The following is a 21732-nucleotide window of genomic DNA, read 5'->3' as shown; positions in this document are numbered from 1 at the left end:
CCATCGCCACCATGTCCGAGACGCTCGCGCTAGCCGTCACCACCGGGGAGCCCGCCGGCATTGGCCCCGACATCACCGTTGGTGCCTTGCTGCAACTCGCCGGCGAGCATCCGCAGGTGCGTTTCCACGTGCTGGGCGACGCGGGCCTGCTGGCGGCACGCGCCGCCGCGCTGGGTGTCGCGCAAGCCTGGGCGCACCGGCTGGCGGATGGCAGCGTGGTGTGCGACGATATCCCTCTGGCCGTGCCTTGCGATGCTGGCCGGCTGGATGCGCGCAACGGTGCCTATGTGCTCGCCTTGCTCGATGCCGCCATCGATGGCTGCATGGCGGGCACCAACGGCACGCGGCGCTTTGCCGGCATGGTGACAGCGCCCGTGCAGAAGAGCACCATCAACGATGCCGGCGTGCCCTTCACCGGGCACACCGAATACCTGGCCGAGCGCGCCCGCGTGCCGCGCGTGGTGATGATGCTGGCCGGCCCGCAGCCCGCGCATGCCAACGCCATGCTGCGCGTGGCGCTGGCCACCACCCACCTGCCATTGCGCGCGGTGCCCGATGCGCTGACCGTGTCCATGCTGGAAGAAACGCTGGCCATCGTCGACCACGACCTGCGCCGGCATTTCGGCATCGCCCGGCCGCGCATCCTGGTGACCGGCCTGAACCCGCATGCCGGCGAAAGCGGCCACATGGGCCATGAGGAGATCGATGTGATCATTCCCGCGCTGGCCCATGCCGTGGACGCGGGCATCGATGCCCGCGGCCCGTATCCGGCCGACACGCTGTTCCAGCCCCGCCATCTCGATGGGGCGGACTGCGTGCTGGCGATGTACCACGACCAGGGCCTGGCCCCGCTCAAGTACGGCACCTTTGGCCACGGCGTGAACATCACGCTGGGGCTGCCCTTTATCCGCACCTCGGTCGACCATGGCACCGCGCTCGACCTGGCCGCAAGTGGCCAGGCCGAGCACGGCAGCATGATCGAGGCGATCCGCAACGCCATCGCCATGGCCGGCCACGCCAACGGCCGGCCGCGCGTCGCGCCGCTGACGGCAACACGCTGACGCCCGAGCGAGACCAAACTATGCGTTCCAACGTACACCAGGGCCATGTGGCCCGCAAACGATTCGGGCAGAACTTCCTGGTCGATGACGGCATCATCCACGGCATCGTCAGTGCTATCGACCCGCAGCACGGCGACACCCTGGTCGAGATCGGCCCCGGCCTCGGCGCGCTGACCCAGCCGCTGCTGGAGCGCCTGCCGCAGATGCAGGTGGTCGAGCTTGACCGCGACCTGGTGGAGCGCCTGCGCCGCCGCTACGGCGAGCGGCTGGTGATCCACGCCGGCGACGCGCTGGCCTTCGATTTCGGCAAGCTGTGCGAAGCCGGCAAGCCGCTGCGCATCGTCGGCAACCTGCCCTACAACATCTCCAGCCCGCTGCTGTTCCACCTGGCCGAGTTTGCCGACCAGGTGCGCGACCAGCACTTCATGCTGCAAAAGGAAGTGGTCGAGCGCATGGTGGCCGAGCCCGGCAGCAAGGCCTTCGGGCGGCTGTCGATCATGCTGCAGGTGCGCTATCACATGGAGCATGTGCTCGACGTGCCGCCGGCCTCGTTCAACCCGCCGCCCAAGGTCGACTCCGCCGTGGTGCGCATGATCCCCTGGCCGCGGCAGCCCGATGGCCAGTTGCGCTCGCCGTATCCCGCGTGCGACCTGACGGTGCTGGGCGACGTGGTGGCCGCGGCGTTCTCGCAGCGGCGCAAGGTCCTGCGCAATACGCTGTCGATGCTGCGCGACCAGGTCGATTTTGAAGCGCTTGGCTTCGACCTGGCGCGCCGTGCCGAGGAAGTCCCCGTGGCCGAGTACGTCGGCCTGGCGCGCCAGCTTGAAACCCCGGCCACATGATGCGCGCGGCCGGCTCCCGTTCCCATTGCCATTGGTGGCGCTGCTGAACGCAGCGGCACGTCGTCATCCCCTGATCCCGACTCCAGCCGCCGCAGCCCGGTTGGCAGCAAACTGCCTGCGCTGACCGGCCCCGCGGCGCTTCTCTTACCGAAGGAAATGCCATGACTAGCGAAACGCAGGCGCCCCAGCGCAAGGTCATCCTCACCGGCGACCGCCCCACCGGCCAGCTTCACCTTGGCCATTACGTTGGCTCGCTCAAGAGCCGCGTGGCGCTGCAGGACACCCACAAGCAATACCTGTTGCTGGCCGACACCCAGGCCATGACCGACAACGCGCACGATCCGGACAAGGTGCGGCGCAACGTGCTGGAGGTGGCGCTGGACTACCTCGCGGTCGGCATCGACCCGGCCAAGACCACCATCACGGTGCAGTCGCACCTGCCCGCGCTGGCCGAACTGACCCTGATGTACCTGAACTTCGTCACGGTGGCCCGGCTCGAACGCAACCCGACCATCAAGGATGAGATCCAGGCGCGCGGCTTCGGCCGCGATATCCCGGCGGGCTTCCTGTGCTACCCGGCATCGCAAGCTGCCGACATCACCGGCTTCAAGGCCACCGTGGTGCCGGTCGGCGAGGACCAGGCGCCCCTGATCGAGCAGACCAACGAGATTGCGCGCCGCATCAACCACCAGGTTGGCCGCGAAGTACTGCCGGAAGCCGCCGCGCTGATCCCGCGCTTTGGCCGGCTGCCCGGCGTCGACGGCAAGGCCAAGATGAGCAAGTCGCAAGGCAACGCGATCTCGCTGGCGGCCTCGCCCGAGCAGGTCAAGGAAGCGGTCATGCGCATGTACACCGACGCCAACCACCTCAAGGTGTCCGATCCGGGCCAGGTCGAAGGCAATGTGGTGTTCACCTACCTCGACGCGTTCGACGAGGCTGTCGATGAAGTGGCCGAGTTGAAGGAACACTATCGGCGTGGCGGCTTGGGCGATATGGTGCTCAAGCGCAGGCTGGATGGGGTGCTGCAGGCGCTGCTGGCGCCGATTCGCGAGCGGCGCGAGGAGCTGGCGAAGGATCCGGCGTCGGTGTTCGATATCTTGAAGCAGGGGACGGAGCGGGCTCGCGTGGTGACTCAGGCTACGCTGGATGAAGTGCGTGAGGCGCTGGGAACGTTCCGGTTCTGAGTTTTTTTGGGGGGCGAGGGGTTGCAACTGCTTAACCGCAACTGCCACTGCTTAACGTCAAAGTCAAAGGCAGTTTCACCTCCCCTGCGGGGAGGCAACCTACTTTCTTGTCTCGCCAAGAAAGTAGGCAAAGAAGGCGACCCGGATGGGGCGAAAGACTCCTCGTCGTCAGGCCAAAAGAGCGGCCGGAGGCCAAACTCGCATCGCCTTAAGGCGATACTCAAACATGGCCTCCTCTTTTCCGCTCTTTTGGCCTGCCGACGAGGCGCCCCATAACGGGAGATGAAAACCTACACGGCTCGCTTCGCATCGCGGGCGGGTGATTGCCGCCTGGGGGCGGAAATCACGGCTACACCGAATGGTGATTTGAGGACATCGCTCTCCCACTGGTTCGGCCGTGTTTCCCGCCAGTCAGGCGGGAAACACCCACGCGCGATGCGCAGCGAGCCGTCAAGGTGTGCCAAGGCCGTATGGGGCGCCTCGGGATTCGACGAAAAGAGCGGAAAAGAGGGACCCATGTTTGAGTATCGCCTTAAGGCGATGCGAGTTTGGGTCCCGGCCGCTCTTTTCGTGAAATCCCGAGGGGGTGTCGCCCCATCCGGCGCGCCTTTTTTGCCTACTTTTTTGGCAAGACAAAAAAGTAGGTCGCCTCCCCGAAGGGGAGGTGAAACTGCAGTTGCTTTTGAAGTTAAGCGGTTGAAATTGAAGCTGATTTTGCAGTTGCAGTTGCAACCACACCCCACCTCTACCTCCCTTCACTCCCGCCGATTCACCAACACAATCCCCCCCAACACCAGCACCGCAGCAATCGCAAACCGCATGCCAACAGCGTCATGCATCAGCACCACGCCAAACGCCACCCCGAACAGCGGCGTCAAAAACGAAAACACCGACAAGCGTGACGCCAGGTACTGACGCAGCAGCCAGAACCACGTCAGATAGCTGGCGAACGCAATCAGCACCGACTGGTAGAACAGGCTGGCTACCACCATGCCATCGACGCGCGCATGCACATGCTGGCCGGCTGCAAGCGCCATGGCCAGCAGCATCACCGCCGACACCGCAAGTTGATAGAGCAGCGTCTTGCTGGGCGCTGCCGAAGCCAGCCGGCTGGCGCGCACCACCATCGTGGTGGCGGCCCACAGGAAGCCGGCAAGGATCCCCAGCGCATCGCCCAGCAATGTGCTGCCGCCATGCGCGGCCGGCGCGGTGATGCCATCGGCAAAGGCCAGCGCCATCCCGCAGAAGGCCAGCCCGACGCCCAGCCATTGCCCGCGCCGCAGACGTTCGCCGGCGACGCTCAGATGCAGGCCGAGGGCGGTAAAGATGGGAGCGGTGTAGAGGAACACCGCCATGCGTGAAGCGGTGGTGTGGCCGAGCCCGACGAAGATGCAGAAGAACTCGGCGCCGAACAGCAAGCCAGCCAGCAGCCCGGCGCCCAGCGTGCCGTCGTGTTGCCACAGCGGCGTGCGGCGCCAGGCGGCAAAGCCGAACACCAGCAGCGCCGCCACGGCAGAGCGCACGCCGGCCTGCAGCACCGCGCCCATCAGCGGCGCGGTCGCCTTGATGACCACTTGCTGCAGTCCCCAGGCCAGGCATAGCACCACCATCAGCGTGACGGCCGTGCCGTCGAGCGGGCGCCGGCTTGGCGACAGTGCGCTCACCTCAAGGACGGCCGGCGTCGCGCGTGGAATTGCGCTCGATCAGCTCGATCTTGTAGCCGTCCGGGTCTTCAACGAAGGCGATCACGGTGGTGCCGCCCTTGACCGGGCCGGCTTCGCGCACGACGTTGCCGCCGGCGGCGCGGATACGCTCGCAGGTGGCTGCCGCGTTATCGGTTTCCAGCGCGATATGGCCGTAGGCGGTGCCCATCTCGTACTTTTCCACGCCGTAGTTATAGGTCAGCTCGAGCACGGCGGTTTCGGATTCCGGGCCGTAGCCGACGAAGGCGAGGCGGTATTTGTATTCGGTGTTGTCGCTCTCGCGCAGCAGTTGCATGCCGAGGATGCGGGTGTAGAAGTCGATCGAGCGTTGCAGGTCGCCGACGCGGAGCATGGTGTGAAGGAGTCGCATTTTGGGAGAGGCCTGATTTTGTTTTGGGATAGGCCGGATATTTTAAACGGGATGGAAGCAATGGGTTTGCCTTGGCACAGGCGTGCCATTTTCCCGTTTTAAATCAAGGGCCCAGCCTAGAACGTGGGCAGCAACTCGGGCGGGTGGGCCCGCAATTGCGCGCGGGCATCCCGGAACTCCGGAAAGATCGACGCCACCGTATCCCAGAACCTCGGGCTGTGGTTCATCTCCTTGAGATGCGCCAGCTCATGGGCGGCCACGTAGTCGATCATCGACAGCGGAAAATGCATCAATCGCCAGTTCAGGCGGATCTTGCCGTCGGCGGTGCAACTGCCCCAGCGCGTGGCGGCGGAGGTCAGCGCGAACGCGCTATGCCGCACGCCGAGCTTTTCCGCGTAGATATCGAGCCGCTGCGCCAGCAGGCGCCGTGCCTGGTGCTGCAGCCAGCCTTGCACGCGGTCCTTGATCTGCTGCTCGTCCGCGTGCGCGGGCAGCGCGAGATGCAGGATGCGCGTGTCGGCATCGAACAGCAGCACGCCGGCGGGAGACTCCAGCTGCAGCGTGATGGGCTTGCCCAGGAAGGGCAGGCTGGCGCCTTCGCGCCATTGCACGGTGGGCAGCACGCGGCGGGCTTCGCGGTGCTGCCATTCGCCCAGCTTGTTGAAGATCCAGCGCTGCTTTTCCAGAATGGCCGACTCGATGTCGGCCAGCGTGACCCAGCGCGGCGCCGTGATGGACAGGCCGCGGTCGTCCACGGTGAAACCGATGGTACGGCGCGACGAGCGCTTGAGCGTGTAATGCACGGCGCGCTCGCCTACCAGCAGCCGCCGTGCATTGGGCTGCGGCTGGGGCCAGGGCTGCGCAGTCGGAGAGATGGGCTGCACCACCGGCGCCAATCCGCCTGGCACCATGCCGGGCGCCCTGTCCTCGCCCGCAAGGGCGTCGGACAGCGGCAGCTCCATCTGGGAACCGGGGGAGTCGGGGGACGGGCGCAGCAATTTCATGCGGGCGTTTTGCTCCGGTAGCTCTCGGCGTCGATTCTACGCATATCTTGTTCGATCCACGCCTCAACCTCCTGGTTGACCTGATCCGCCGTCTTGTTCGCCGACGAAATCGGCGCGCCGACGGAGACCGTGATCAGGCCCGGATACTTGAGAAACGAGTTGCGCGGCCACAGGCGGCCGGAGTTGACGGCCATCGGGATCACCCATGCGCCGGTCTCTACCGCAAGGCGGGCGCCGCCGCTCTTGTAGCGCGTTTTCTCCAGGCCGGAGCGCGTGCGCGTGCCTTCCGGGAACATGATGATCCAGGCGCCTTCGGCCAGCCGCTCGCGGCCCTGGCGCACGGCCGAGGCGAAGGCGCGGGTGCCTTCCTTGCGGTTGATGTGCACCATCTTGAGCATGCCCAGCGCCCAGCCGAAGAAGGGCACCATCAACAGTTCGCGCTTGAACACGAAGCACATCGGTTTGGGCATGGTGGCCAGGTAGGCCACGGTTTCCCACGCCGACTGGTGCTTGGACAGCACCACCACCGGCTTGTCGAGCATGGCATCGAAATGCTCGCTGCCTTCATAGCGGTAGCGGATGCCGCAGATCAGCGCGGCCGCGCCGGTCACCAGCCGCGGCCAGCCACGCACGAAGCGGTAGCGGCGCTCGGCGTTCATGAACGGAAAGACGATGAAGCACGCACAGGCATAGGGCGGCGTCAGTACCAGGAGGAACAACGCGAACAGCAAGGAGCGGAGAAAAATCATCGGTGCGGGAGTTGGGTTCAGGAGCCGGCCTGGCGCGGGGCGCCATCGCCGGTGAGCAGCCAGCGTGCAAAGGCGCGCAGGTCGTCGTGGATCAGCGTGCCGGGCGGCAGGCCGCCCTTTTTCTCGGTCTTGGGGCCTTTGCCGGTCAGCACCAGGTGCGGGGCGCAGCCCACCGCCAGCCCCGCTTCGAGGTCGCGCAGGGAGTCGCCTACCAGCGGCACGCCCTTGAGCTCGACGCCGAAGCGCTCCGCCAGTTGCTCGAGCATGCCGGGCTTGGGCTTGCGGCAATCGCAGCCGTCCGCCGCCGTATGCGGGCAGAAGAAGACCGCGTCAACGCGCCCGCCGAGATTGGCCAGCGCCTTGTGCATCTTCTCGTGCATGGCGTTGAGCGCGCTCATCTCGAACAGGCCGCGGCCGATGCCGGACTGGTTGCTGACGATCACCACGCGATAGCCGGCCTGGTTGAGCGCGGCGATCGCTTCCAGGCTGCCATCGATGGGGATCCATTCATCCGGCGTCTTGATGAACTGGTCGCTGTCGAGGTTGACGACCCCGTCGCGATCGAGCACGACAAGCTTGGGCGGTGTCTGCGGCATGATGGCTTCCCGGTGGGTGCTTGGCCGCTTACGCGGCCAGCTTGGAGATGTCGGCCACGCGATTGGCCAGCACGTGCAGCGAGGCCAGCAACGCGAGCCGGTTGGCGCGCAGCTGCGGATCTTCGGCCATCACCATGACATCGTTGAAGAACTGGTCGACCGCCTCGCGCAGCTGTGCCAGGTCGCGCAGCGCGGTGGCGAAGTCGCCGTTGGCGAAGGCGGCATCCACTTGCGGACGCACACTTTCCACCGCCTTGTGCAGCGCGCTTTCAGCGGCTTCCTGCAGCAGGGCCGGCTGCACCGTGCCGATCGGGTCCGTGTTCTTGCGCAGGATGTTGGTGATGCGCTTGTTGGCGGCGGCCAGCGCCTCGGCCTGGGGCAGGGCGGCAAAGGTGCGCACGGCTTCCAGGCGGGCCAGGATGTCGTCCAGGCGCTGCGGGCGCAGGCTCACCACGGCTTCCACTTCATGGGTGGTGTAGCCCTTGTCCTTCAGGTAGCCGCGCAGGCGGTCGTACAGGAAATCGGCAATCGCGGCTTGCGCGGGCTTGACCGCGGCAATGCCGGTGAAGGCCTGCTGGGTGAGTTCCAAGAGCGCGTCGATCGACAGTGGCAGCGGGGTCTCGACCAGCATGCGCAGGATGCCGAGCGCGTGGCGGCGCAGCGCAAACGGGTCCTTCTCGCCGGTAGGCGACAGGCCGATGCCCCAGATGCCGACCAGCGTTTCCAGTTTGTCGGCCAGCGCCACGGCCAGGCTCACCGGGCCATCCGGCAGGGCGTCGCCGGCAAAGCGCGGGCGGTAGTGCTCGGAGCACGCCAGTGCCACGCTTTCCGCCTCATCGTCGTGACGCGCGTAGTACGTGCCCATGGTGCCTTGCAGTTCCGGGAACTCGCCCACCATGTCGGTCAGCAGGTCGGCCTTGGCGAGCTCGGCGCCACGCATGGCAGCCGCCTTTTCCACGGCGATGCCGGCCGCGCCGAGCGCGTCGGCGATGTGGCCGGCGATCTGCTGCAGGCGCTGCACGCGGTCCAGCTGCGTGCCGATCTTGTTGTGATAGACCACGTTGGCCAGTTGCGGCACGCGCGAGGCGAGGGTCTTCTTGCGATCCTGGTCGAAGAAGAACTTGGCATCGGCCAGGCGCGGGCGCACCACGCGCTCGTTGCCGCTGATGATGGACTCCGGCGTATCGGTGGCCAGGTTGGAGACCACCAGGAAGCGGTTGCGCAGGTGGCCGGCGGCATCGGTCAGCGCGAAGTATTTCTGGTTGGTCTGCATGGTCAGGATCAGGCATTCCTGCGGCACTTCGAGGAAGACTTCCTCGAAGTGGCACGGATAGACCACCGGCCATTCCACCAGCGAGTTGACTTCGTCGAGCAGGGCATCGGGCATCACGACCTGGTCGGCGCCCGCCTGCTCCAGCAGCGCGGTACGGATGCGTTCGCGGCGATCTGCGTAGCTGGCCAGCACGCGGCCTTGCGATTCCAGCACGGCGGCGTATTCGCCTGGGTGTGCGATCTCGATCTCGCCGCTCGACAGGAAGCGGTGGCCGCGCGTGGTCCGGCCCGCCTGCAGCCCCAGCACGCTGACCGGCACCACCTCGGTGCCAAGCAGTGCAATCAAACCGTGCGCGGGGCGCACGAATTGCACCGTGCTGCCGTCCGGGCGCTGGTAGCTCATCACCTTGGGGATGGGCAGCCTGGCGATGGTGTCGTCCAGTGCTGCCTGCAGCCCGGCGCCCAGTTCGGCGCCGCGCGCGGTGTAGCAGTAGAAGAAGGCATCGGCCTTGCCGTCGGAGGCGCGCTCCAGGGTTTGCCAGTCGATCGCCTCGACGCCCACCGATTTAGCCAGTGCGGCCAGCTTCTTGGCCAGCGGGGCGGTGGGCTGGCCGCTGGCGTCCAGCGCCACCGTCAGGGGCAGCACTTTTTCGCGCTGCTCGCGGTCGGGCGCGCTGCGGCGCACCTTGGTGACCAGCGCGGCCAGCCGGCGCGGCGTGGCGAACGCGGTCACTGCCGCGCCGTCACCTACCAGGCCACGCTCGGAGAGGCCAGCGAAGAGGCCCTGCGCGAAGGCGTCGCCCAGGCGTGCCAGCGCCTTGGGCGGCAGCTCTTCAGTGAACAGTTCGATCAGCAGCGTATCGTTCGAATCGGTCAGGAGTTGCGACATGAATCGTTTCCAACAAGTTGTGGCACGCGCTGCGCTTTAGCAGCGCGGTGCAATAGTAGGTTCTACGCCGGATAACAGCCACAGGCCGTTTTGCTGGCGGAATTGCAGCGTGGTTGCTACGCACTGCGTGTCTGCGTTGGTGCCATTGGTGCCGTTGCTTGCGCTGCTGCCACGGCCGCCAGCGGCGGGACGGGGCGCGAAGAAGCGGGCATCGAGGCGGCGCAGCCGCTTGTCGTAGCGGATCTCGTCGATGCGGCCGCTCACCCAGAAATCGATCTTGGGCGGCAGCTGCGCGGCCGAGTAATACGTCTTGATCTGCCTGCGCACCCGCCCGTTGACGGTCACGGTCTCGACCCACGAGAGTGGGTAGCGGATCGCGCTTTCATAGGCGCGCAGCGGCACGCGGTGCCAGCCCAGGTCCTTGGAGCCCGACAGATCGCACGAGAACGTGCGCACCAGCTGCGTCCATTGGTCCAGCGAGTTGTTCGGGCCGAAAGCACCATGCCAGTGCCGGTCGATCGCCTGCTGCAAGGCCTGCGGATTGGCCTCGCACACATTGGACAGGTCGGCCGGCAGGTATAGCACCTGAGGGCTCGGCATGGACGCGGTGGCCTGGGCGGCGCCATGCGCCCCCAGGGCCAGCAGCGCCAGGGCAGCGCCTCGGCATAGCGCGCTGCGCGCCGTGCTGGTCATGCGGTGGCCTCGCGCTCGCACATCGGGAAGCCGAGCGACTCGCGCGAGTCGTAGTAGGCCTGGGCCACCAGCCGCGACAGGTTGCGGATGCGGCCGATGTAGGCCGCGCGCTCGGTGACCGAGATCGCGCCGCGCGCGTCCAGCAGGTTGAAGGTGTGGGCGGCCTTGAGCAGTTGCTCGTAGGCGGGCAGCGGCAGGCGCTTGGCGGCGTCCGCCGGTGCGGCCTCCCCGGCTTGGGCGGCATCCGGCTTGGCCTCGGCCGCGCCCATCAGGCGCTTGGCCTCCGCCTCGTGTTCCGCGAAGTGGCGGAACAGGATCTCGGTGTTGCTCTGCTCGAAGTTGTAGGTGGATTGCTCCACTTCGTTCTGGTGATAGACGTCGCCGTAGGTCAGGCGGCGAGTCTTGCCGTTTTCTTCCCACTCGGTCCACACCAGGTCATAGATGTTCTCGACCTTCTGCAGGTACATCGCCAGGCGCTCGATGCCGTAGGTGATCTCGCCGGTGATGGGCTTGCAGTCGATGCCGCCGACTTGCTGGAAGTAGGTGAACTGCGTGACTTCCATGCCGTTGAGCCAGACTTCCCAGCCCAGGCCCCAGGCGCCTAGCGTGGGGTTCTCCCAGTCGTCCTCGACAAAGCGGATGTCGTTCTGCTTGAGGTCCAGGCCCAGCGCTTCCAGCGAGCCGAGGTACAGCTCCAGGATGTTCTCGGGTGCGGGCTTGAGCACCACCTGGTACTGGTAGTAGTGCTGCAGGCGGTTGGGGTTCTCGCCATAGCGCCCGTCCTTGGGGCGGCGCGACGGCTGCACATAGGCGGCTCGCCACGGTTCCGGGCCGATCGCGCGCAGGAAGGTATGCACGTGCGAGGTGCCGGCGCCGACCTCCAGATCGATAGGTTGCAAGAGTGCACAACCCTGCCGGTCCCAGTAGGCCTGCAGGGTGAGGATCATTTGTTGGAAGGTCAGCATAGGCGAAGACTAGTAAGGGCCTGCACGCAGGCCAGCAAGCAAGGGCGGACGGCGAGGCGGCAAAGTTGCCGCAGCGCCTCACGAAGATCGTGCCAAACCCCGAATTCTATCGGTTTTTTTGCCGCCGCCAGCCATCGGCACGGCCCTTGCATGGGTCAGTGCGTCCAATCCCGCCCGCGGGGCTGGCATGTGGTGTCGGCGTTTTGCAACGAATCGGGTAAACACCGAAGGGAGCTAAAGGCTTGCCGGATACTGGTCGTTAGCGTTTTTGTATACAGTATTAGGCAGAGCTGTGCATAACAGCCGCAACCGTTTGAATCAATCCAGTTACGGGGACACCGGTCATGTCGCTACTTTCTCGCAAGCCCTATCTCGTTGCCATCGTCGTGATGATTGCCGTCGCCTTGCTATCGGTAGCAGCGGGGGCGTCTGCCTGACGACTGGCCCGGCCGCCGTCAGCCCTGCTGGCGGCGGCGCCAGGCCGCCAGTGCCAACACCAGCAGGCATGCCGCCAGCGCCGGCATATTGCCCCACCGCACGTAGGGGGTGAATCCCTGCGTGCCCTGCACATTGGCGGTGAGCGTGCCGATGGTGAAGGTCGGCAGTTGTCCCGCCACCACGCCGTCCGGCGTCACCACGGCCGTCATGCCGGTATTGGTCGAACGCAGCATCGGCCTGCGCGTTTCCAGCGCGCGCATGCGCGAGATCTGCAGGTGCTGGTCCAGCGCGATGGTGTCGCCGAACCACGCCAGGTTGGTCACGTTGGCCAGGATATTGGCCGGCACCTTCTGGCTGCGCAGGGTCTCGGCGATTTCCTCGCCGAACAGATCCTCGTAGCAGATGTTGGGCGCCACCATGATGCCGCGCACCGGCAGCGGCGTCTGGTCCAGCCCGCCGCGGCGGAAATCCCCTAGCGGCATCTTCATCATGTCCACGAACCAATGGAAGCCGAAGGGAATGAACTCGCCGAACGGCACCAGGTGGTGCTTGTTGTAGCGGTACAGCCGTTCGGTCAATGGGCCCAGGCCAAAGACACTGTTGGTGAAATCGACCGGCGAGTCCGCGCCGGCTGCACCGAACAGCACGGTGGTGCCGCTTGCCACGGTGAAGTCGCGAACCGCGATGGCGATGTCCACCGGCAGGTCCTGCAGGATCACCGGGAATGCGGTCTCGGGCGTCACCACCAGATCGGCAGGGGCGGCCGTGATCAGGTCGCGGTACAGCTCGAGCGAGCGCTGCACGCCGGCCGGCTCGAACTTGATGTCCTGCGCCACGTTGCCTTGCAGCAGCCGCACCGAAATGGGCTTGCCGGCAGGCGTGGTCCAGGCGATCGGCACCAGCGCGGCGCCGGCCAGCGGCAGCGCCACGGCCGCCGCCAGGGCGAGCATGCCGGCACGCATGCCGCGCGGGTTGGCGCCGCCACGGCCAAAGCCGCGTACGGCGGCCACCAGCAACGCAGCCACCGTCGCGGCCAGCGCGCCAATGCCATAGACGCCCACCAGCGGCGCAAAGCCGGCCAGCGGGCCATCAGTATGGGCGTATCCGCTCGCTAGCCACGGAAAGCCGGTGAAGACCACGCCGCGCAGCCATTCCGACAGCCCCCAGGCCGCGCCAAAGGCGAGCGGCGCGAGCAGCGTCAGTGAGGTTGTCCGCGTACGGCGGGCAGTCAGCCAGTGCCAGGTGGCTGCGGCCAGCGCCGGATAGAGGGAGAGGAAGGCGGCGAACAGCAGCACGGCAAGCAATGCCATCCACGCTGGCATCTCGCCATAGACGTGCATGCTGATATAGAGCCACCAGATGCCGGAGAGGAACCAGCCGAGGCCGAAGGCGTAGCCGGTAGCGGCCGCGCCACGGGTGCGCGGCGCATCAGCGACCAGTGCCACCAGCCCCGCCAGCGACAGCAGTTGCAGCCACCACCATGTGTGCGGCGCGTAGGCCTGCGTATGGGCCACGCCCAGCACGGCAGCCAGAACCAAGCGGGGCAGGCTCACGCCGCGCGCGTCGTCGCGTCCGGCGCTGGCGGCGCCGGACCATGCCTGGAGCATGCGCCTCATGCGCCGTCCATGTCGGGGGCGGTGAGAGGAGTCTCGCGGCGCACCAGCAGCAGGTGTGCCTGCCGGGCGTCGGCGCGCAGGACTTCGAAGCGCATCGGCGGCAGCACCACTACTTCGCCGCGATGCGGCACATGGCCCAGGTGGTTGCTCAGCAAGCCGCCCACGGTATCGACGTCGTGATCCGAGAATTGCGTGCCGAAGGTTTCGTTGAACTGCTCGATCTCGGTCAGTCCATGCACGCGCCAGCTGCCATCGGGCAGTTGCAAGATGTTGTCATGGTCTTCGTCGAGATCGAACTCGTCCTCGATGTCGCCCACGATCTGCTCCAGCACGTCCTCGATGGTGACCAGGCCGGCGATGCCGCCGTACTCGTCCACCACCATGGCGATGTGGTTGCGGTTGATGCGGAAGTCGCGCAACAGGATATTGAGGCGCTTGGACTCGGGAATGAACACCGCCGGGCGCAACGTCTCGCGCAGGTCGAACTCCTCGTCTGTGTAATACCGCAGGAGGTCCTTGGCGAGCAGGATGCCGATGATGTTGTCGCGGCTGCCCTCATAGACCGGAAAGCGCGAGTGCGCTGTCTGCCGCATGAAGGGAATGAAGCTCTCCGGCGCGTCGGCGATATTGACGGTGTCCATCTGGCCACGGGGGACCATGATGTCGCGCGCGGTAAGTTCGGATACCTGGAACACGCCTTCGATCATGGAAAGCGAGTCGGCGTCGATCAGGTTGCGCGCATGCGCATCCTGGAGCACCTCAAGCAATTCGGCACGGGAGTCGGGCTCGGGAGAGATGAAATCCGAGAGCCGTTCGAGCAGGGATCGGGGACGGTCGGCTGACTTCGAACTGGGATAAGGGTCGTTCATGGCGCGACGAGCGCGGGGTGGATATCGGTTGAAGGATACACTAAAAGGGTTTGGGGGCTGTGACTTGGGGGTGACGGGGGAGGTTTGGCGGTGTTTGAAACTGCAACTGCAACTGCAACTGCAGTTTCACCTCCCCTTCGGGGAGGTGACCTACTTTTTTGTCTTGCCAAAAAAGTAGGCAAAAAAGGCGCGCCGGATGGGGCGACTACCCCTCGGGATTCGACGAAAAGAGCGGCCGGGACCCAAACTCGCATCGCCTTAAGGCGATACTCAGACATGGGTCCCTCTTTTCCGCTCTTTTCGTCGAATCCCGAGGCGCCCCATACGGCCTAGGTAAACCTTGACGGCTCGCTTCGCATCGCGCTGGGGTGATTCCCGCCTTCGGGCGGGAATCACGGCTACACCTAGTCTTTGATTTTGATTTTGACGTTGCCGTCTGCCTGGTACGGATCTGCGAAGCCCAGGGCTTGCAGGGTTTCCGTTTCGATGGCTTCCATTTCTTCGGCCTCAGCATCTTCCTCGTGCTCGTAGCCTTGCGCGTGCAGCACGCCGTGCACGATCAGGTGCGCATAGTGCGCTTCTAGCGACTTTTTCTGCTCGCGGGCTTCCTGCTCTACAACCGGGCAGCACAGCACGATATCGCCGCTGACCGGGTCCGACTCGTGCTCGGCATAGGCGAAGGTCAGGACATTGGTCGCGTAATCCTTGCCGCGGTAGCTGCGGTTCAGGCTGCGGCCTTCTTCTTCGCCGACAAAGCGGATGGTCAGCGTGGCATCGGCGTACAGCGCCGACTTGGCCCAGGTTTGCACCTTGCGCTGGGTCGGCAGGCCGCGGTGGGCCTTGAGGCCGTCGCCATATTGCAGCGCCAGTTCCAGCGATGGCGGCGTGGCGGGGGTGCCGGTGGTGGTGACCACGGGCGTGGCGGTCACGGCGACCGAGAGGGCGTCGTGGTTGTCCGGGCGCACCAGCAGGCCGGCCTGCTGGCGGTCGTCGGTGTGCTCGGCCAGCAGCGCGACCACGCCGTCGGCAGCTTGCGACAGGTCCACGGTGACGCTGCGGCCGTCAGGCAGTTGCACGCGCAGGGCGTGTGCCTGGGTCTTGCGCGCGCGGCCTTCGGCGTCGAACAGGATCAGGCTGGCGGAGGAAGAGGATTTTGCGTTCACGATTTGGCGTTTGCTTAAGCGTCTCGATGTTGAGCGTGATATTCGTCATAGGCATCGACGATGCGCGCCACCAGCGGATGGCGTACGACGTCGGTGCTGGTAAAGCGGGTCATGGCCACGCCGCGCACTTCGCGCAGCACGTGCTGGGCTTCCACCAGCCCGCTCTTCTGCCCGCGCGGCAGGTCGATCTGGGTGGTGTCGCCGGTGATGACCGCCTTGGAGCCAAAGCCGATCCGGGTCAGGAACATCTTCATCTGCTCGGGCGTGGTGTTCTGCGCCTCGTCCAGGATGATGAAGGCGTGGTTCAGCGTGCGCCCGCGCATATAGGCCAGCGGCGCGACCTCGATCATCTGGCGCTCGAACATCTTTTGCGTGCGGTCGAAGCCGAGCAGGTCGTAGAGGGCGTCGTACAGCGGCCGCAGGTAGGGGTCGATCTTCTGCGCCAGGTCGCCGGGCAAGAAGCCCAGGCGCTCGCCGGCTTCCACCGCGGGGCGCGTCAGCACGATGCGCTTGACCGAGTCGCGTTCGAGCGCGTCCACGGCGCAGGCCACCGCCAGGTAGGTCTTGCCGGTGCCGGCCGGGCCGATGCCGAGCGTCAGGTCGTGCGCCAGCACGTTGCGCAGGTAGTCGCGCTGCATGGGCGTGCGCCCGTGCAGGCCCGCGCGGCGCGTGTGCAGCACGGGGGATTCGTCATCGTCGCCCCCGGTATCCGCGCTCGCGCCGTCGGGCACATAGCCGCCGTGCGCGGCGACCTGGCGCGCCTCGACCAGGCCGAGCTGCACGTCATCGATCGACAGGGCGGTGCGGGCGTTGTTGTAGAAGCGCTCGAGTGCCGCCGCCGCGTCGCGGGCATAGGCGCCGCGCACGGTCATGCGATGGCCGCGGCGCTGGATGGTGACGTCGAGCGCCTGCTCGATCTGGCGCAGGTTCTCGTCAAGCGGCCCGCACAGGTTCTGCAGGCGGGCGTTGTCGTCCTTGGGGGCGACGAATTCGGCTGAGGGAATTTTCATCTGGGTACGAGTGGCGGCATCAGGCGGCATCAGGCTTGGATTACTGGCGCACTACGATTTCGCCGCGCAGCGAATGCGGAAAGGCTTCGGTAATGGCCACGTCCACCATTTCGCCGACCATGCGGTCGCGGCTGGCCTGGGGCACGCCCGGCAGCGCGAAGTTCACCACGCGGTTGTTTTCGGTGCGGCCGTGCAACTCGGTCGGGTCCTTGCGTGCCGGGCCTTCCACCAGGATGCGCTGCACCGAGCCGACCATGCCGGCGCTGATGCGCTGCACGTTCTCCTCGATGGTGGCCTGCAGGCGCTGCAGGCGGCGCAGCTTGACCTCGGCCGGCGTGTCGTCGGCCAGGTTGGCCGCCGGCGTGCCGGGGCGCGGGCTGAAGATGAACGAGAACGAGGTGTCGTAGCCGATCTCCTCGATCATGGCCATCAGCTTTTCAAAGTCCGCCTCGGTCTCGCCGGGAAAGCCGATGATGAAGTCGGATGACAGCGACATGTCCGGACGCAGTGCGCGCAACTTGCGAATGATGCTCTTGTACTCCAGCACGCTGTAACCGCGCTTCATCGCCATCAGGATGCGGTCGGAGGCGTGCTGCACCGGCAGGTGCAGGTGGTTGACCAGCTTCGGGCAGCGCTCGTACATCTCGATCAGCCGCGGCGTGAACTCCTTCGGGTGGCTGGTGGTGTAGCGGATGCGCTCGATGCCGGGGATCTCGGCCACGTATTCGATCAGCAGCGCGAAGTCGGCGATTTCGCTGGTACCGCCCATGGCGCCGCGATAGGCGTTGACGTTCTGCCCCAGCAATGTGACTTCGCGCACGCCTTGCTCGGCCAGGCCGGCGACTTCCGCCAGCACATCTTCGAACGGGCGCGAGACTTCCTCGCCGCGGGTGTAGGGCACCACGCAGTAGCTGCAGTACTTGGAGCAGCCTTCCATGATCGAGACAAAGGCGCTCGGGCCTTCCACTCGTGCCGGCGGCAGGTGGTCGAACTTCTCGATCTCGGGAAAGGAGATGTCCACCTGCGAGTGGCCGGTCTGCTGGCGGCGGTTGATCATGTCGGGCAGTCGGTGCAGTGTCTGCGGGCCGAAGACCACGTCGACATAGGGCGCGCGCTTGACGATGGCGGCGCCTTCCTGGCTCGCCACGCAGCCGCCCACGCCGATCACCAGGTCCGGCTTGACGGCCTTGAGCGCCTTCAGGCGGCCCAGTTCCGAGAACACCTTCTCTTGCGCTTTCTCGCGCACGGAGCAGGTGTTGAAGAGGATGACGTCCGCTTCTTCCAGCGTGTCTGTCTTCTCCATGCCCTGGGTGGCATGGAGCACATCGACCATCTTGTCCGAGTCGTACTCGTTCATCTGACAGCCGTAGGTTTTGACGAAGACTTTTTTCATGGTGCCGATCTCAGTGGTTGACCTGGGGGCATCAGGGTTTTATGGGGACTAAAGAGCATCCGGGCCTCGGCGCGTCGCCGCGCCCCGGAATACGGCTATGGCACTATTGCGCTGCTTTCTGTTCCTGCTCGCTCAGCACCCAGGCCGTCAGCAACTGGCCGTAGAGGTCGAGCTTGAACCGCACCGGCAGCTTCTGGCCGGCGACCGCCCCAATGGGCAGCAACTGGTTATCCGTGCCGAACAGCCGCAGGCCCGGCGCCACGCCAACGGTCTTGCCGTCCAGCGTGGCCGACTGTGGCGCGCTGGGCGACTGCGCGGCGAGCACCAGCTTGGCCTTGGCCGCGTCGGCGGGGATCACGCGCAACGCCTGCTGCGCATGCGCCGTTGCCGGCAGCAGTGCGGCCGACAAAGCAAGCGATGCGGCTAGCAGGGTTGCCCGCACCAAGTCAAAAAGGGCAGGGCGCGGGGCACGGTTGGCTGGCATGGAGGCTCCGGCGGGAAACGGTTCGGAAAACGAAAGCGATGCGGGTCTTCTTCCCGGCGGCGCGGGCCGGGCAACCTAATATTCTACCCGGTCGCCCGCCTTGCGCGCGGCGTTAGAACAGCCCGGATGCTTCCTGCAGCACACGCTGCTTGGAGACCGTGCCCATCAGCTCGCGCCCGGCCGTGTCGCGGATCAGCGGGATCCGGTTGAGCGCGTGATGGGTGAACAGCCGCATTGCGTCGGGCAGGCGGGACTCCGGCGTCAGGGTTGGGAAATCGCGCTCGCACAGCGCGAGCAGTCCCGCGTGCGGCTGCTCGCGCAGCGCGCGCTGCACCGCATGGATCGACAGCGCGCCCAGCAGGCGGCCATCCGGCCCAACCATATACAAATAGCGCGTGCCGGTCTCGGCGAACTTGTCGCTGGCCTGCTCCAGCGTGGCCTCGGGGCCGATGATGGTGTCGGTGGCGTCGCACAGCCCGGCCAGCGTCAGCGCGCGGGCCCGGTCGGCCGCGGCCGAGGCCTGCGTGCGCTCGGCCACCACGCTATACAAGGACAAGGTCTGGCAGCGCGATGCGGTGTAGTAGGCCGCCGCCGCGCCGATCATGCCCGGCAGCAGCAGCGCCGGGGCCAGTGTCATCTCGAACACCATCAGCACCGACATCAGCGGCGCCTGGCTGGTAGCGGCCAGGAAGGCGGCCATGCCCACCAGCGGCAGCAGCGGCGCGCCGCTGCCGCCCGGCACGGCGGGTGCCAGCAGTTGCCCGAGCGCGGCGCCGACGAACAGCGAGGGGGTGAACACGCCGCCCACCGCGCCCGAGCCCATGCTGAGCACGGTGGCCACCAGCTTGGCCAGCAGCACGGCCACCAGCGGCACGCTCAGCGGATGCGCCTGCAGGATCGACTGGATGGTGTAGAAGCCATTTCCCACCACCTCGGGCACCCAGATCGCCAGCACGCCCACCAGGGCGCCGCCCAGCGCCAGGCGCGGCACGAAGCCGCCCGGCACTCGGGCAAAGGCGCGCTTGGCCAGGCTGGAGGCGCGCATGAAGAGGGCGCCGGACACGCCAGCCAGCACGCCCAGCAGCACGGCCGACAGCAGCATCGGCGGCTGCAACAGGTCGGACGGCACACTGAGGCCTGGATAGAGTGGCTGCAGGCCACCATGCAGCTGGCTGACCACGGTGCCCGCCACGGAAGCCAGGAACAGCGGCATCAGGCGCTGCACCGCCACCGCGCCAAAGACCACCTCGGCCACGAAGACCGCCGCCGACAGTGGCGTGTGATACACCGAGGCCAGCCCGGCGGCCGCCGCGCAAGCCGTGAGCATGCGCCGCAGGTTGGTGTCGCCATCCGGCCCGCTGCCGGCGCGCGCGGACGGAAACACCGATCCGCACAGGGCCGCGAGCTGGATCATCGCGCCTTCCTTACCCACCGAGCTGCCCGTGACGATGGAGCAGAATGAAGACAGCGCGCGCAGCAAGGTAATGCGCACCGGCAGTCGCCCGGTGCCGCTGGCAACCGCCTCCATATAGTCGGAGACGCCAGGCCGCGCGGCGTTGAGCTTGGCTGCCGCCGTCAGCAGCAAGCCCGCGATCACGCCGCCAAGCGTCGGGATCGCCACCCGCCAGATCAGTGCGAGGCCCGCGAATACCGTGACGATATCGGCGTGCGTGCCAAACATCACATAACCGCTGGCGTCCAGCGCTTCCTTGAACAGGGTGGTGACGATGGCCGCGGCAATCCCTACCGGGATGGCAGTAAAGAGGGTGACTTCCTGGTCTTCGATGAACCTGAACCGCATCGTGTCGGCATCCGGGGGCTGGGATGGGCTGGGCCGGGCTGGCGCGCGCCCGCGCGGTGCGTGGGCTCGGCCAGGCAGGGGCCAGCTGAGGGATGGCCGCCATGATAGCGCAGCGGCGCCCGCGTCCCTTGGGGCGCCGCGTGCGCGTGAAAGCGCCGGGCTGGTACACTAGCGGTCTTTCCTCCTAAAGAAGCGGGGGCAGTCGCCTCGCTTCGCCGGTCGGTATTTCCGGTTTTCGGTTTTCTCACTCACGTCGCCCCCGCGATTGGCGCACCACATGCGCAAAGGGCGGCCGAAGCGTCAATTCATGTCTTTTTCCGAACTTGGCTTGTCCGACAAGCTTATGCGTGCCGTGGCCGAACAGGGCTATACCACGCCGACTCCGATTCAAGCGCAGGCGATTCCCGCCATCCTGAAAGGGGGCGACCTGCTTGCCGGCGCGCAGACCGGCACCGGCAAGACGGCCGGCTTCACGCTGCCGCTGCTGCAACTGCTGTCCGAATCCTCGGCCGGCCGCGAACCCGCACGTGGACAACGCTTGCCGGTACGGGCACTGGTCCTGACCCCGACCCGCGAGCTGGCGGCGCAGGTGGAAGAAAGCGTCCGTAACTACGGCAAGTACCTCAAGCTGCGCTCCATGGTGATGTTCGGCGGCGTGGGCATCAACCCGCAGATCGAACAGCTCAAGCGCGGTGTCGATATCGTGGTGGCCACGCCCGGCCGCCTGCTCGATCATCTGTCCCAGCGCACCATCGACCTGTCGCACGTGGAAATGCTGGTGCTGGACGAAGCCGACCGCATGCTCGACATGGGCTTCATCCACGACATCCGCAAGATCCTCAACGTCTTGCCGCCGAAGCGCCAGAACCTGCTGTTCTCGGCCACCTTCTCCGACGAGATCCGTGGCCTGGCCGACCGCCTGCTTGACAACCCCGCCTCCATCGAAGTGGCGCGCCGCAACACCACGGCCGAAACCGTGGCGCAGCGCGTCTACCCGGTGGACCGCGAGCGCAAGCGCGAACTGCTGGCCCACCTGGTGCGCGAGAACGACTGGCACCAGGTGCTGGTGTTCACCCGCACCAAGCACGGCGCCAACCGCCTGGCCGAGCAGCTCGACAAGGACGGCCTGTCGGCGCTGGCCATTCACGGCAACAAGAGCCAGTCGGCCCGCACGCGCGCGCTGACCGAGTTCAAGGCCGGCACGCTGCGCTTGCTGGTGGCTACCGATATCGCCGCGCGCGGCATCGACATCGACCAGCTGCCCCACGTGGTCAACTACGACCTGCCCAACGTGCCCGAAGACTACGTGCACCGTATCGGCCGTACCGGCCGCGCCGGCGCCGAGGGCGAGGCGATCTCACTGGTCTGCGTGGATGAAATCTCGCTGATGCGCGATATCGAGCGGCTGATCAAGCGCCAGATCGAGCAAACCATCTTGCCGGGCTTCGAGGTGGATCCGAGCATTCCGGCCGAGCCAATCCAGAAGGGCCGGCAGGCACGTGGGCAGGGCCAGGGCAATGGTGGTGGTGGCCGTGGCCGCGGCCAGGCACCTGCCGGCGGCCAGCCGCGCGGCCGGGCACCGGCAGCGGATGCCGGCGAGCGCCAGCGTGTCGAGCGCATCGAAATCCAG

General features: G+C 66.4%; 19 protein-coding genes. 4 read left to right on the top strand and 15 right to left on the bottom strand.

Annotated features, from left to right (window positions below; all coding sequences use genetic code 11):
- Positions 1-11 precede the first annotated feature (11 nt).
- From pdxA to trpS, 3 genes are all read left to right on the top strand, one after another.
- Positions 12-1061 (top strand): 4-hydroxythreonine-4-phosphate dehydrogenase PdxA, encoded by a 1050-nt coding sequence (pdxA, locus tag ACGLHR_RS18645; protein WP_400095782.1) that lies wholly within the window; start codon positions 12-14, stop codon positions 1059-1061.
- Between the two features lie 20 nt (positions 1062-1081).
- Positions 1082-1903, top strand: coding sequence for a 16S rRNA (adenine(1518)-N(6)/adenine(1519)-N(6))-dimethyltransferase RsmA (rsmA, locus tag ACGLHR_RS18640; protein WP_400095780.1), 822 nt, complete (start codon positions 1082-1084; stop codon positions 1901-1903).
- 161 nt (positions 1904-2064) lie between these two features.
- Positions 2065-3087: a tryptophan--tRNA ligase gene (gene trpS / locus ACGLHR_RS18635; protein WP_400095778.1), complete on the top strand. Its 1023-nt coding sequence runs from the start codon at positions 2065-2067 to the stop codon at positions 3085-3087.
- A 755-nt stretch (positions 3088-3842) separates the two neighbouring features.
- Here the strand turns inward: trpS and ACGLHR_RS18630 are convergent.
- The 15 genes from ACGLHR_RS18630 to ACGLHR_RS18560 form a co-directional block, all read right to left on the bottom strand.
- Complete coding sequence (locus ACGLHR_RS18630; protein WP_400095825.1) at positions 3843-4697, bottom strand: DMT family transporter; 855 nt, start codon at positions 4695-4697, stop codon at positions 3843-3845.
- Positions 4698-4752: 55 nt separating this feature from the next.
- Positions 4753-5160 carry a lactoylglutathione lyase gene (gene gloA / locus ACGLHR_RS18625; RefSeq protein ID WP_267605537.1) on the bottom strand — a complete coding sequence of 136 codons (408 nt, stop codon included), beginning with the start codon at positions 5158-5160 and terminating at the stop codon, positions 4753-4755.
- 116 nt (positions 5161-5276) lie between these two features.
- A complete protein-coding gene (locus ACGLHR_RS18620; RefSeq protein ID WP_400095776.1) occupies positions 5277-6164 on the bottom strand; it encodes a M48 family metallopeptidase in 888 nt (295 codons plus the stop codon).
- Positions 6161-6913 (bottom strand): lysophospholipid acyltransferase family protein, encoded by a 753-nt coding sequence (locus ACGLHR_RS18615; protein ID WP_400095774.1) that lies wholly within the window; start codon positions 6911-6913, stop codon positions 6161-6163. The genes ACGLHR_RS18620 and ACGLHR_RS18615 overlap by 4 nt, the downstream gene beginning before the upstream one ends.
- A 17-nt stretch (positions 6914-6930) precedes the next feature.
- Positions 6931-7509, bottom strand: a complete 579-nt coding sequence (gene gmhB / locus ACGLHR_RS18610) for a D-glycero-beta-D-manno-heptose 1,7-bisphosphate 7-phosphatase (RefSeq protein ID WP_043343769.1) — start codon at positions 7507-7509, stop codon at positions 6931-6933.
- Positions 7510-7537: 28 nt separating this feature from the next.
- Positions 7538-9670: a glycine--tRNA ligase subunit beta gene (gene glyS, locus ACGLHR_RS18605; protein WP_400095772.1), complete on the bottom strand. Its 2133-nt coding sequence runs from the start codon at positions 9668-9670 to the stop codon at positions 7538-7540.
- A gap of 36 nt (positions 9671-9706) precedes the next feature.
- Complete coding sequence (locus tag ACGLHR_RS18600) at positions 9707-10363, bottom strand: hypothetical protein (RefSeq protein WP_400095771.1); 657 nt, start codon at positions 10361-10363, stop codon at positions 9707-9709.
- On the bottom strand, positions 10360-11328 hold the full coding sequence (glyQ, locus tag ACGLHR_RS18595) for a glycine--tRNA ligase subunit alpha (RefSeq protein ID WP_400095769.1): 969 nt from the start codon (positions 11326-11328) through the stop codon (positions 10360-10362). The genes ACGLHR_RS18600 and glyQ overlap by 4 nt, the downstream gene beginning before the upstream one ends.
- A 455-nt stretch (positions 11329-11783) precedes the next feature.
- Positions 11784-13382, bottom strand: coding sequence for an apolipoprotein N-acyltransferase (gene lnt, locus ACGLHR_RS18590; protein WP_400095768.1), 1599 nt, complete (start codon positions 13380-13382; stop codon positions 11784-11786).
- Positions 13379-14251 carry an HlyC/CorC family transporter gene (locus ACGLHR_RS18585; protein ID WP_400095767.1) on the bottom strand — a complete coding sequence of 291 codons (873 nt, stop codon included), beginning with the start codon at positions 14249-14251 and terminating at the stop codon, positions 13379-13381. Before ACGLHR_RS18585 ends, lnt begins: the two co-directional genes overlap by 4 nt.
- Before the next feature lie 404 nt (positions 14252-14655).
- Positions 14656-15414, bottom strand: coding sequence for an rRNA maturation RNase YbeY (gene ybeY / locus ACGLHR_RS18580; protein ID WP_400095766.1), 759 nt, complete (start codon positions 15412-15414; stop codon positions 14656-14658).
- A 14-nt stretch (positions 15415-15428) separates the two neighbouring features.
- Entirely contained in the window at positions 15429-16424 is a 996-nt protein-coding gene (locus ACGLHR_RS18575) for a PhoH family protein (RefSeq protein ID WP_267605544.1), read from the bottom strand.
- A 40-nt stretch (positions 16425-16464) separates the two neighbouring features.
- Positions 16465-17817, bottom strand: coding sequence for a tRNA (N6-isopentenyl adenosine(37)-C2)-methylthiotransferase MiaB (gene miaB / locus ACGLHR_RS18570; RefSeq protein ID WP_318236984.1), 1353 nt, complete (start codon positions 17815-17817; stop codon positions 16465-16467).
- A gap of 103 nt (positions 17818-17920) precedes the next feature.
- On the bottom strand, positions 17921-18301 hold the full coding sequence (locus ACGLHR_RS18565; RefSeq protein ID WP_400095764.1) for a hypothetical protein: 381 nt from the start codon (positions 18299-18301) through the stop codon (positions 17921-17923).
- Between the two features lie 112 nt (positions 18302-18413).
- Positions 18414-20102: a ClcB-like voltage-gated chloride channel protein gene (locus ACGLHR_RS18560; RefSeq protein ID WP_318236986.1), complete on the bottom strand. Its 1689-nt coding sequence runs from the start codon at positions 20100-20102 to the stop codon at positions 18414-18416.
- 307 nt (positions 20103-20409) lie between these two features.
- Here ACGLHR_RS18560 and ACGLHR_RS18555 point away from each other — a divergent pair.
- Positions 20410-21732 (top strand): DEAD/DEAH box helicase (locus ACGLHR_RS18555; protein WP_400095762.1); only part of this gene is annotated, 1323 nt, incomplete at its 3' end.

The organism is Cupriavidus sp. CuC1 (assembly GCF_044627735.1).
GTDB lineage: Bacteria > Pseudomonadota > Gammaproteobacteria > Burkholderiales > Burkholderiaceae > Cupriavidus > Cupriavidus ulmosensis.
This window is presented reverse-complemented; position numbering and strand designations above follow the sequence as displayed.